Genomic DNA, 12027 nt, shown 5'->3' with positions numbered 1-12027 from the left:
ACGCTCCAGCGTATGCCGGGGCGCTTTACTTGCCGGCGTCGGCCTTGGTGTCTGTGAAGCGGCCGTAGCTTTGCAGGCGCTCGTAGCGGCGGTCCAGCAGTTCCTTGACCTTCAGGTCGCTGACCTGGCGGAAGGCGTCGTTGAGGGCGCGCTTGAGGAAAGCCGCCATCTGCTTGTGGTCGCGGTGGGCGCCGCCCACGGGCTCGTTCACGATCTTGTCGATCACGCCCAGGGCCTTGAGGCGGTGCGCGGTGATGCCTAGGGCCTCTGCGGCTTCCTGCGCCTTGTCGGAGGTCTTCCACAAAATGGAAGCGCAGCCTTCGGGGCTGATGACGGAGTAGATGGAATACTGCAGCATCACAACCTGGTCGGCCACCGAAATGGCCAGCGCGCCGCCGGAGCCGCCTTCGCCGATGATGGTGGTGATGATGGGCACTTCGAGCTGCGCCATCTCGAAGATGTTGCGGCCGATGGCCTCGGACTGGCCGCGCTCTTCGGCATCGATACCGGGGTAGGCGCCGGGGGTGTCGACAAAGGTGAACACCGGCAGCTTGAACTTCTCGGCGGTTTTCATCAGGCGCAGGGCCTTGCGGTAGCCCTCGGGCTTGCTCATGCCGAAGTTGCGCAGGCCGCGCTCTTTGGTGTCGCGGCCCTTCTGGTGGCCCAGCACCATGCAGGCCGTGCCGTTGAAGCGGGCCAGGCCGCCCACAATGGACAGGTCATCGGCAAAGTGCCGGTCGCCGTGCAGCTCGACGAAATCGGTGAAGATTTCGTTGACGTAGTCCAGCGTGTAGGGGCGCTCTGCGTGGCGCGCGATCTTGGTAATCTGCCAGGGCGTCAGGTCGCTGTAGATGTCTTTGGTGAGCTGCTGGCTCTTTTTGGCCAGCTGGTCGATTTCTTCGGAAATGTCGACGGCCGACTCGGTCTGTACGTAGCGCAGCTCTTCAATTTTTCCTTCAAGCTCCGCAATCGGTTGCTCGAAATCGAGGAAGGTCTTCTTCGCCATGTGCTGCTCCTCAAGGCTTCATGAAACTTAAATTTGCTCGGTACCCGCTGGGGTACCCAGAACCGGTAATGGGTCCAGAGAGCGCCAAATATACCAAGTTGCCACGCTGCAGTAGGGCGCCCAGGCGGCAGCCACCTCGCGCGCGTCGCTGCGGCTGACGGATTCACCTGAAAAGTAGTTCTGGCTGATGCCGGTGATCAGCCCCACATCGTCCAGCGGCAGGACGTTGGGCCGCATCAGGTAGAAAATCAGGAACATCTCGGCCGTCCAGCGGCCAATGCCACGAATGGCCACCAATTCCGCAATGATGGCCTCATCGTCCATCGACTCCCAGTCCTTCACGTGGACGGTGCCGGCATCGAAGTGGATCGCCAGGTCCACCAGGTATTCGACCTTGCGGGCGCTCAGCCCGGCGGCGCGCATGTCGTCGACCTTCAGGCGCAGAACGTTGCCGGGCGTCACTTTTTTAGGCAATGCCGAAAATTTTGCCCAGACGCTTTGCGCCGCCTTGACCGAAATTTGCTGGCCCACAATGCTGCGCGCCAGGGTACCGAAAGCATCGCCGCGTGCCTGCAGACAGGCGTCGCCGAACTGTGGAATCAGCCGCTTCATCACGCGGTCTTTTTTGACCAGGTGCTTGCAGGCGTCGGCCCAATATTCCGGCACGGTGGTGGCCGGCTCGGGAACGTCGGCCAGCTCGGCGCTGGCCGGGCCGCTTTTTACTATCTTTTTCATAGCTGCTTGCGCACGCCTTTATTGGCCTGGAGGCCGAAATGGCATGAAAAACAGGGTGAAAAAACGACTTTCAAGCTCACGACTGCACCTCCCAGGTGGTACCGCTGGGCGAATCCTTCAACACAATGCCGTTGGCCATCAGGTCCTTGCGGATGCGGTCGGCTTCGGCGAAGTCTTTTGACAGCTTGGCGGCTGCGCGCTGCGCAATCAACAGCTGGATACTGGCGTCATCAAGGCCGGCGCCAGCCTGAAGGTAGGCCCCAGGCGCGCCCTGCAGCAGGCCCAGGCAGCCACCCAGGTTTTTCAGCAAGCCGGCCAGCTCGGCAGAGCCTGTCCGGTTGACTTCACCTGCCAGCTCAAACAGCACGGCGACAGCTTCCGGCGTGCCGAAGTCTTCGTCCATGGCCGCCTTGAAACGTGCTGCAAATGGCTGGCTCCAGTCCGTTGCGAGCTCAGCAGGTTTGACCAGGTCGAGCGACGTATAAAGCCGCTTGAGCGAGCTGCGCGCGTCATCCAGGTGGGCGTCGCTGTAGTTCAGGGCACTGCGGTAGTGCGCGCGCACGATGAAGAAACGGATGGTCTCGGCATCGTACTTGGCCAGCACTTCGCGGATGGTGAAGAAGTTGCCCAGCGATTTGGACATCTTCTCGTTGTCGACGCGCACAAAGCCGTTGTGCAGCCAAAAGCGGGCCAGCGGCTTGCCGTTGGCACCCTCGCTTTGCGCGATCTCGTTCTCGTGGTGCGGGAACTGCAGATCGGCACCGCCGCCGTGAATGTCGAAGGTATCGCCCAGGGTGCCGCGGCACATGGCCGAGCATTCAATATGCCAGCCTGGGCGGCCGGGGCCATAGGCGCTGTCCCACTTGGCATCGTCCGGTTCAGTGGGTTTGGCGCTTTTCCAGAGCACGAAGTCCAGCGGGTCGTCCTTGCCCTCCAGCACCGCGACCCGCTCGCCGGCGCGCAGCTCGTCGAGCGACTTGCCCGAGAGCTTGCCGTAGCCGGGAAACTTGCGCACCGCGTAATTCACGTCGCCGGTGGCCCCCTTGTAGGCCAGGCCTTTTTCCTCGAGGGTGGCGATCATGCCCAGCATCTGCGGCACGTACTCGGTAGCGCGGGGCTCCAGTGACGGCGGCTCGATGCCCAGCGCGCCGATATCCTGGTGCATGGCCGCGATCATCTCGTCGGTCAGCTGGCGGATGGTGATGCCGCGCTCAACCGCACGTTTGATGATCTTGTCGTCGATGTCTGTGATGTTGCGCACATACGTAACCTTCAGGCCACTTGCCTTGAGCCAGCGCTGCACCACGTCGAACGCCATCATCATGCGCGCATGGCCGATGTGGCACAGGTCGTAAATTGTCATTCCGCACACATACATGCGCACGTGGCCGGGATCAAGCGGGGAAAATTCTTCCACGGCACGCGACAGCGTGTTGTAAATGCGAAGGCTCATGAAAATTATGCTGCGGTGTCCGGCATCGCCGGAAGCCGCCGATGCTCGGGCAAAGGAAAGAAAGCTTTATCTCACGGACGCCGCAGGCGGGCAAGGGCCAATTGGCGTACGCGCAAAAACATGCGATAAAAACGGAAAGTACGGAATTCCGGGGGACATGAACTATACCCCCCTCAGTTACAATCAAGCAGTATATCCAGCCCATCTGACAACGTTCAGCCCGCTCGCGGAGCGCACTGAAAAGCCGGGCTGTTTAGTTGACTTTCTGCCCAACAGCGGCCCAACAGCCGCCGGGGCTCTAAAACAAATCGCGAGAGTGCCATGCCCACGCCAAACTTCCTTACACGCCATCGACTGTCTGCCGCCCTGCGCATGCTGGCGGTGGCGGCCACCCTGTCGGTGTCCGTGGCCCACGCCGACGACTATGCAGATGTCAGCCGCCTGATGCGTGCCGGCCAGTATGCCGAGGCGCAGTCCAAGGTTGACCAGTACCTTGCCAGCAAACCGCGCGACCCGCAGATGCGTTTCTTCAAGGGCGTGATCCAGACCGAGACCGGCAAGACGAACGAGGCCATTGCGACCTTCACCAAAATCACCGAGGACTATCCCGAACTTCCAGAGCCGTACAACAACATGGCCGTGCTGTATGCCGGCCAGAGCCAGTTCGACAAGGCCCGGGCAGCACTGGAAATGGCCATCCGCACCAACCCGAGCTACGCCACGGCACACGAAAACCTGGGTGACGTCTACGCCAGGCTCGCCAGCCAGGCCTACAGCAAGGCCCTGCAACTGGACGGCGGCAACGCGGCCGTTCCGCCCAAGCTGGCACTGATCCGCACCCTGTTCTCCGCCGAGTCCAAAAACCTGGCCAAGCCCGCGGCAGCAGCACCGGCCGCAGCTCCAGCGCCCGCTCCCGTCGCCAAGCCGGCACCCGCCCCAGCACCCGCAGCCCCTGTGGCCGCAATACCCACGCCCCCGGCGGCCGCCATACCTGCGGCACCGGCTGCCGCAGCAGGCGCTGAAAAAGAAGTCGAAGCAGCCGTGCGCAGCTGGGCCCAGGCCTGGTCCGACAAAGACATGAACGGCTACCTCGGCAGCTACGGCCAGAACTTTGACCCTCCAGGCAAGCAGGCACGCAAGGCCTGGGAAGAAGACCGCCGTGCGCGCATCGTCGGCAAGTCGCGCATCAGCGTGAAGCTTTCCGACATGGCCATCGCCGTGCAGGGCGCCAAAGCCACGGCCCGGTTCAAGCAGGACTACAACGCCGACTCCATCAATATCTCCAGCCGCAAGACGCTGGAGATGGCCAAGGCCGGTGATCGCTGGGTCATCGTCAAGGAATCCACAGGCGGTTGATCGCCAGCAGCCTGCCTGACCCAAGTGCATTGTTCCGCCTGTCCTTGCCCGTTCCGTGTTGACCGGTAATCTTTCGTGGAAGTCCGCATGAAAAAAGCGGCCGCAGCGCTTCTCTTCATCGCCCCCTGCCTCGTGCTGGCCTTTTCGCTGGCGCGGGCAGAAACCCGCGCGCACGCCAACGGCAAACGGCCCTCTCCGGCACCAGCCACCGCCCCGCATGAGGCGCGCGGCGGCGAGGCAGAAGCCCGGCTGATTGATATCTACAAGTTGATCGGCCAGTCAAAACCACGCGAAGCCCTGCGCAGGGCCGAAGGCCTTGTCAAGGACCATCCCAATTTCCAGCTGGCGCAACTGGTGTACGGTGACTTGCTGGCCAGTTTTTCGCGTCCCGTGCGCACGCCCGGCGATGTTCCGGATACCGTCGGCAAACCCGGGGCCGCCATGCTGGCGGAGCTGCGGCAGGAGTCGCAACTCCGCCTGCGCGCGCTGCGCGAGCGGCCAGCTCCTGGCATGGTGCCCTCCCAGTTTTTGGCGCTGTCACCGCGCAACAAGCACGCCATCGCCATCGACGCGTCCAGGTCCCGCCTGTACCTGTTCGAAAACACCAGCGCAGGCCTGAAGCTCGTGGCGGACTACTACATCTCGGTCGGCAAATCAGGCATCGAAAAATCCGTCGAAGGCGATCTGCGCACGCCCGTCGGCGTCTATTTCATCACCAGCAACCTGGATCCCAAGTCGCTGCGAGACTTTTACGGCTCTGGCGCACTGCCCATCAATTACCCGAACCAGCTGGACATCAAACGCGGCAAAACCGGCGGCGGCATCTGGCTGCATGGTACGCCGCCAGCGCAATTTTCCCGCGCGCCCCTGTCCACCGATGGGTGCGTCGTGCTTGCCAACCCCGACCTGGAGCGCATCATCCGCACGGTCGAGGTGCGCAGCACGCCCGTGGTGATAGCCCATAACCTCAAATGGATGGCTCCGCAGTCGCTGGCAGCTGACAGCAAGTCATTCGAAAACGTGCTGCAAGGCTGGCATCACGCCAAGTCCAGCGGTGACATGGCCAAACTGACTGCCTGGTACGCACCCGATTTCCTCAGCTACGGCAAGACGCTGGCCGAATGGACGCCGCTGCTACAAAGCGAGATCAAACAGCTCGGCGGGCGCGACATACAACTCAAGGACGTGTCTTACCTGCGCTGGACCGACAGCACCGATACGATGGTGGTAACCTTTGGCGAACTGATCAAGGGCGCCAAAACCGGCCGTACCAAACGCCAGTACTGGGTCCGCCAGGGAAGCCAGTGGAAGATATTTTTCGAAGGAACCATTTGATGATGGCAGTTCACAAGATGCTTGCCGTGTTGACGGCACCGTCCGCATTCCAACCCCTGCGCCGCGCCGCATTCGCCCTGGCCGCCGCAAGCTTTGCCTTGCTGTCCGGCCCGGCGCTTGCGCAAAATGCGCCCAAGGTCAAGTTCGCCACCAGCGAGGGCGACTTTGTCGTTGAGGTCTATCCCGACAAAGCGCCCAAGACAGTTGAAAACTTCCTGCAGTACGTCAAGGACAAACACTATGACGGCACGATTTTCCACCGTGTGATCAGCAACTTCATGGTGCAGGGCGGCGGCTACGACGCGACTTATGCCGAAAAGAAAACCCGCCCACCAGTGCCGCATGAAGGCCGCGAGGCGCTCGCCAAGGGTGGGCCCAAAAATGTGGTCGGAACCCTGGCCATGGCACGCACCAATGATCCCAATTCCGCGTCGTCACAGTTCTTCATCAACGTGAAGGACAACGACTTCCTGAATCCCACGGTAATCCCTCCCGGTGACCCGGTTCCGAAGTTCGAATACCAGGGGCGTGTCTATGAAAACACCCCACGCGCCCAGCTCGTCAATGCCCCCCAGCTATACGGCTATACCGTGTTCGGCAAAGTCGTGAGCGGCATGGATATCGTGAACAAAATCAAGGCCGTCCCCACTGGCGCCGGCGGTCCCTTCCCGACGGATGTCCCCAAGACGCCCGTCCTCATCAAATCTGCCACCCTGGTCAACTGACCTTTCCATCTTTTAACCCCTCAGAGGACCACCATGAGCAATCCCAAAGTTGAACTTCATATTGCCGAATACGGCGTCATTACCCTGGAACTGGACGAGGCCAAGGCGCCCAAGACCGTTGCCAACTTCCTGAACTACGTCAACAAGGGCCACTACGCCAACACGGTGTTTCACCGCGTGATTCCCGGCTTCATGGTGCAGGGCGGCGGTTTCGAACCCGGCATGAAACAAAAGCCCACCGACGGCGAAATCGAGAACGAAGCCAACAACGGACTGAAGAACGACAACTACACCGTGGCCATGGCGCGGACCAACGCACCGCACTCGGCCTCCTCGCAGTTTTTCATCAACGTGGCTGACAACGGCTTCCTGAACCACACCGCACCGAACGCGTCGGGCTGGGGTTATGCCGTGTTCGGCAAGGTTGTTGCCGGCACCGATGTCGTCGACAAGATCAAGGCCGTCAAGACCGGCCGCAAAGGCTTCCATGATGACGTCCCGATGCAAGACGTGATCATCCAGAAGGCCGTTGCGCTGGCCTGAGGCGCCGGCAAACCGCGCTAGCGCCCTGCCCCTGCCGGTGAACACCCCACAGACCGTACCCCAGCCGGCGGAGCTTTTGGCGCCGCCGTCCTGGCGTACGGTCGATTTCATTTCGGACCTGCACCTGCAGGCCTCGGAGCCCGCTACCTTCGCGGCCTGGGAGCACTACCTTGAGACCACGCCGGCCGACGCGGTCTTCATCCTGGGTGACCTGTTTGAAGTCTGGGTCGGCGATGACGCCGTGGGGAATGACCTGCTGGATCCCGCCGCCGGCTTTGACGCGCGCTGTGTACAGGCCATGGGCGATGCCGCCAGCCGGCTGGCCCTGTTTTTCATGCACGGCAACCGCGACTTCCTGGTGGGCCAGGCCGTGATGGACCTGTGCAACACCACCTTGCTGGCAGACCCGACCGTGCTGGTGTTCCCGGCACTCACGGAACAGCGCTGGCTGCTGTCGCACGGCGACGCGCTGTGCCTGGACGATGTCGACTACATGAACTTTCGCCGCCAGGTCCGCAGCCCCGAATGGCAGCGCGCCTTCCTGGCCAGGCCGCTGGCTGAACGCCAGGCGATTGCGCGCGGGCTGCGCGAACAAAGCGAAGCGCGCAAACAGTCCGGCGCGCAATATGCCGATGTCGACCCCCAGGCTGCGCGCCAATGGTTACAAGCCGCCAACGCCCGCACGCTGATTCATGGCCACACACACAAGCCTGCCGTGCACGACCTGGGCGGCGGCGTCTCCCGCGTAGTGCTGAGCGACTGGGACCTGGGCGCTACGGTGCCGCGCGCAGAGGTGCTGCGCCTGACGGCCGGAGGAATGCAGCGGATTACGCTGTGCTAACCCTTGTTTCATTTCGTTTAACCACAACCTCCACTTCATGCTGAACTGGTTACGAACACTTGGCGGCGCCAGGGCCCCTGCCAAAACCATCCCCGATACCCTGTGGATGGATACCCTGCTGCAATTTCCCTTTCTGGGCCGGCGGCCCGTCGCCGAGCTGCAGGAGTTGAACGCATTGACGGAAAAATTCCTGAAGCAAAAGGAATTCACCGGCGCACACGGCCTGAAGGTCACCGATGAAATGGCAGTCGCGATTGCCGCGCAGGCCTGCCTGCCGGTGCTGCACCTGGGCCTGCGCTGGTACGACGATTTCAAGGGCATCGTGGTGCACCCCGGTGCCATGCTGGCGCGCCGCAAGGTCACCGACCACGCCGGCGTGGTGCACCACTACAACGAAGAGCTGCTGGGCGAAGCCATGCAGGGCGGCCCCGTCACCCTGAGCTGGCAGGACGTGGCCAGTGCGGGTGACTCGGCCGAGCATGGGCACAACGTGGTGATCCACGAGTTCGTCCACAAGATCGACATGCGCGACGGCATGGCAGACGGCTGCCCGCCCCTGCCCACGCGCAGCGCCCACATGTCCTGGCATGGGGTCATGCAGCCGGCTTACGACGAGTTTTGTGAAAAAGTCGCCATGGCCACGCGCTTCGGCGCCGAGGCGCCGTGGCTCGACGACTATGCCGCGAAGTCACCGGCGGAGTTTTTTGCCGTAGCGTGCGAAGCCTATTTCGTGAACCGCACGCGCTTCACACAGGACTTCGCGCCCCTGACAGCGCTGTTCGACAAGTTTTTTATTCCCAAATAAGCTGCCGGCGATTTTTTTGGCTCCAGCGGCCAAATTCATCATCAATAACGCTGTCAGCCCAATATATATGGGCGATTATAGCTATCAAATTGATAGCACCCGAAAAATCTGACCCGGTGATTTTCGGGCCGGTTTAACCCCGTTTTCCCCGCCCTCTCGTTTCAACGGACTCCACCACTTCCTGGAGTCCCCATGAAAACCTCGCTTCTTGCCTCCTCCCTCCTGCTGGCCACCTGCACCCTGGCCGCCCTGCCCGCGCACGCCATCGGCCGGCTGGCCGATGTGACCGTGATCGACCGCAACACCGGCGCCACGCTGCCGGTGTACCGCCACCGCGGCGAATATTGGGTAGCCGGCCAGTACGGCGCCAAGTACGCGATCGCGGTGCGCAACAAGCTTGGTGAACGCGTGCTGGCCGTCACCGCCGTCGACGGCGTGAACGTACTGAGCGGAGAAACCGCCGCCTGGGACCAGACCGGCTATGTGTTTTCGCCGTGGCAGCACTACCAGGTCACCGGCTGGCGCAAAAGCAGCAGCGAAGTCGCGGCCTTTGAGTTTTCCGCGCTCGGGGATTCTTACGCAAGCCGCACCGGCAGGCCCGGCAACGTCGGCGTGATCGGCGTGGCGCTTTTCAAGGAACGCCTGCCGGAGCCAGTCGCCCAAGCGGCGCCTGCCAGCCCCGCCCGCGCAGAACGCGCTGAACGCGAAGCCGACGCACCCGCCAACCTCAAAAGCGCCCCGCAAAGCGGCGCCGGCAGATCGGCCCTGGCCGACCAGAGCAGCAGCGAGGCGGAAACCCCTGCGCAGGCCCCAAGCGCCTCTGCGGGACTTGAAGGCATGGCCAGAAGGGCGCCGGTCCCACCGCCTGCCGCCCTGCCCGCACCCAAGCTGGGCACAGGGCATGGCGCCCGTGAAACCTCGATGGTGTCCCACACTTCTTTTGCCCGCCTGCAATCGCAACCCAACGAGGTCATCCGCATCCGCTACGACAGCCGCGAGAACCTGATTGCGAGTGGCGTGATCCGTGAACCGGTACGGCCACTTCCCGGCCCCAATCCTTTCCCCGAATCCCGCAGCTACTCCTATGTTCCGGATCCCTATTAACGGAGCAAGAAGCTGTACGCAGTGCGCGACCGCAGCGGCTCTCCTTCACCAGCATGAGCCGCGGAACCGGCTTTGCCGGGCCGCAGGACGGGCGGCCCCCGAGGGGCTGGAGCCCACGGCTCCAAGCCTGCCTGCGCAGGCTTGGACGGGCGACAGAGGCGAAGCGTCTCGCGAGCCGCGGCCTGCAAGGCCTCGGGAGCTACACGCAGTGAGCGACCGTGGGGGCCATAATCTGGCGCATGCCCAGCGCCACGACAGACAACGCAGCCGACGACAGCGACGAATCGCTGATGCTGCGCTTTGCGGGCGGCGACATCGGCGCGTTCGATGTGCTGTATGCGCGTCACGAACTGGCGGTGTGGCGCTATGTGTTTCGCAGTGTGCGTGTGCAGGCTGTGGCCGATGACCTGCTGCAGGACGTGTGGTTTGCCGTGGCGCGCAGCGCGCCTACTTATACCGTGTCGGCGCGCTTCAAGACCTGGCTGTTCACCATGGCGCACAACCGGGTAGTCGACCACTTCCGCACGGCCAAACAGCACGTGAGCATTGATGCACAGGGAGACGACGACGAAGGCCTCGGCCTGGGCGACACGCTGGCGGCCGATTCGGGCTTCGGCCCGGTACGCCGGCTGGAGTCCAGTGAACAGGCCGCGGCACTGATTGCCGCGGTCGAGCGGCTGCCTCTTGAGCAGCGCGAAGCCTTCCTGCTGCAGGCCGAGGCAGGCCTGAGTGTGGAAGGCATCGCTGAGGCCACCGGCGTGAGTTTTGAAACCGCCAAGAGCCGCCTGCGCTACGCACGAAACAGCCTGCGCCAGCAGCTACAGGAGTTTGCATGACAGAGCCCGATCACAGCCCGCACAGCGACGAGCTGCTGCAGCGCTACCGGGAGGCCAGCGCAGAGGACACACGCCGCCCCGGCGCGCATGTGCGCGAAGCCGTGCGCGCCCACGCGCAGATGGTGATCAACGCCGGCAAGCAGCCCGGTGTGTCGCAAGCCGGCGCCACCGCCAATGCAGTGCAGCGCCCCGCAGCCAACCAGTCACGCTGGAAAATCTCCGCGCTGGCAAGCGTGGCGCTCGTGGGCTTGACCGGGCTGTTGATGCTGCAGTTTGACCGGGGTAACAACGAGGAAAAAGAACTGGCCTTCGGTCGGCCCAGTCCCACGGCGCAACCGTCGCCGGCAACTTCACCTTCGGCAGCAACGGCAACGGCACCAACGCCTTCACCACCAATGACCGCAATTCCCGGCCCTGTAGTGCGGCAAACACCTGCACCGGAACCCGACGCCCGGAAGCGGTCCGTCGAAACTGCCAAGCCGGCGTTGAAGTCGCCGGCCCCTTCGGCGCTCGACAAATCAACGGCCTCGCCCTCGGTCAACGAGGCAGCCGCGCAGAAGAAAGAAGCGAAGGCGCCACTGGGCGGTGTCGCAGCCCCTCCCCCTGCGCCGTCTCCCTTGCCAGCGCCCGCTGCTGCGCCTGCGCCTCCCGCCACCGTGCAGGACAGTACCCAGCCTCCGCCGGCACCATACACGGCAGGCGCACGGATCGGATCGTTGACAGCGTCACCACCACCATCGCAGGCGGACACGCCCGCCGCAGCGCCGGCTGCGCGGCCTGTACCTGCCGCGCCTTCTGCGCCAGGCGCTGCGGCGGCCCCCGCGCCTGAAGCGCGCGCCGCAGCGGCTCAACAAAAACAGGAAAACGCCCTGCAATTTCGCGCACCGCGTGCGGAAACGAATGCAGGGCCCAACCGCCTGGCCGGTGCGCTGCAGGACGCGGCCCGCGCAGGACGCCTGGAGCTGCTGGAACGCCTGCTGCAGCAGGGCGCCCCCGTCAACGCAGCCGATACGGCAGGCCGCACACCGCTGGTCCTCGCCGTCATGCAGGGCCACACCGCCGTGGTTCAGCGCCTGCTGGCAGCCGGGGCCAACCCGGCACTGGTGGATCAGGACGGGCTTAACGCCCTGCAACATGCACGGCGGCTGGGCTTTGACGGCATTGCCCGCCTGATTGAAGCAGCATCCTGAGTGTCAGAGCCGCATTGCGATGGAAAATTACAAGGAAATCGGTCTCTAGCCCAAGAATAAAGGGCATCAGCAGCTATGCTTTTGATAGCAACTACAGA

12 protein-coding genes are annotated in these 12027 nt (G+C 63.2%); 9 read left to right on the top strand and 3 right to left on the bottom strand.

Annotated features, from left to right (window positions below; translation table 11 throughout):
- Nucleotides 1–25: 25 nt before the first annotated feature.
- The 3 genes from ACQ4MS_RS16605 to cysS form a co-directional block, all read right to left on the bottom strand.
- On the bottom strand, nt 26–1006 hold the full coding sequence (locus ACQ4MS_RS16605; RefSeq protein ID WP_092131429.1) for an acetyl-CoA carboxylase carboxyltransferase subunit alpha: 981 nt from the start codon (nt 1004–1006) through the stop codon (nt 26–28).
- A 27-nt stretch (nt 1007–1033) separates the two neighbouring features.
- Nucleotides 1034–1741 carry a DNA-3-methyladenine glycosylase family protein gene (locus ACQ4MS_RS16600; protein ID WP_431095736.1) on the bottom strand — a complete coding sequence of 236 codons (708 nt, stop codon included), beginning with the start codon at nt 1739–1741 and terminating at the stop codon, nt 1034–1036.
- A gap of 76 nt (nt 1742–1817) precedes the next feature.
- Entirely contained in the window at nt 1818–3194 is a 1377-nt protein-coding gene (gene cysS / locus ACQ4MS_RS16595) for a cysteine--tRNA ligase (RefSeq protein WP_431095735.1), read from the bottom strand.
- 321 nt (nt 3195–3515) lie between these two features.
- Between cysS and ACQ4MS_RS16590 the strand changes: the two genes are divergently transcribed.
- The 9 genes from ACQ4MS_RS16590 (at nt 3516) to ACQ4MS_RS16550 (ending at nt 11929) form a co-directional block, all read left to right on the top strand.
- Nucleotides 3516–4550 carry a L,D-transpeptidase Cds6 family protein gene (locus tag ACQ4MS_RS16590; protein ID WP_431095734.1) on the top strand — a complete coding sequence of 345 codons (1035 nt, stop codon included), beginning with the start codon at nt 3516–3518 and terminating at the stop codon, nt 4548–4550.
- An 87-nt stretch (nt 4551–4637) separates the two neighbouring features.
- Entirely contained in the window at nt 4638–5885 is a 1248-nt protein-coding gene (locus ACQ4MS_RS16585; RefSeq protein WP_431095733.1) for a L,D-transpeptidase family protein, read from the top strand.
- A complete protein-coding gene (locus ACQ4MS_RS16580) occupies nt 5885–6610 on the top strand; it encodes a peptidylprolyl isomerase (protein WP_431095732.1) in 726 nt (241 codons plus the stop codon). The genes ACQ4MS_RS16585 and ACQ4MS_RS16580 overlap by 1 nt, the downstream gene beginning before the upstream one ends.
- A 33-nt stretch (nt 6611–6643) precedes the next feature.
- On the top strand, nt 6644–7153 hold the full coding sequence (locus tag ACQ4MS_RS16575; RefSeq protein ID WP_431095731.1) for a peptidylprolyl isomerase: 510 nt from the start codon (nt 6644–6646) through the stop codon (nt 7151–7153).
- A 37-nt stretch (nt 7154–7190) separates the two neighbouring features.
- Complete coding sequence (locus ACQ4MS_RS16570) at nt 7191–7994, top strand: UDP-2,3-diacylglucosamine diphosphatase (RefSeq protein ID WP_431095730.1); 804 nt, start codon at nt 7191–7193, stop codon at nt 7992–7994.
- 37 nt (nt 7995–8031) lie between these two features.
- Nucleotides 8032–8799 (top strand): zinc-dependent peptidase, encoded by a 768-nt coding sequence (locus ACQ4MS_RS16565; protein ID WP_431095729.1) that lies wholly within the window; start codon nt 8032–8034, stop codon nt 8797–8799.
- A gap of 192 nt (nt 8800–8991) precedes the next feature.
- On the top strand, nt 8992–9903 hold the full coding sequence (locus tag ACQ4MS_RS16560; RefSeq protein WP_431095728.1) for a hypothetical protein: 912 nt from the start codon (nt 8992–8994) through the stop codon (nt 9901–9903).
- Between the two features lie 239 nt (nt 9904–10142).
- Nucleotides 10143–10739: a sigma-70 family RNA polymerase sigma factor gene (locus ACQ4MS_RS16555; protein ID WP_431095727.1), complete on the top strand. Its 597-nt coding sequence runs from the start codon at nt 10143–10145 to the stop codon at nt 10737–10739.
- Entirely contained in the window at nt 10736–11929 is a 1194-nt protein-coding gene (locus ACQ4MS_RS16550) for an ankyrin repeat domain-containing protein (RefSeq protein WP_431095726.1), read from the top strand. Before ACQ4MS_RS16555 ends, ACQ4MS_RS16550 begins: the two co-directional genes overlap by 4 nt.
- The last annotated feature ends 98 nt before the right edge of the window (nt 11930–12027 follow it).

It is taken from the genome of Polaromonas aquatica (assembly GCF_050626995.1).
Lineage (GTDB): Bacteria > Pseudomonadota > Gammaproteobacteria > Burkholderiales > Burkholderiaceae_C > Polaromonas > Polaromonas aquatica_A.
This window is presented reverse-complemented; position numbering and strand designations above follow the sequence as displayed.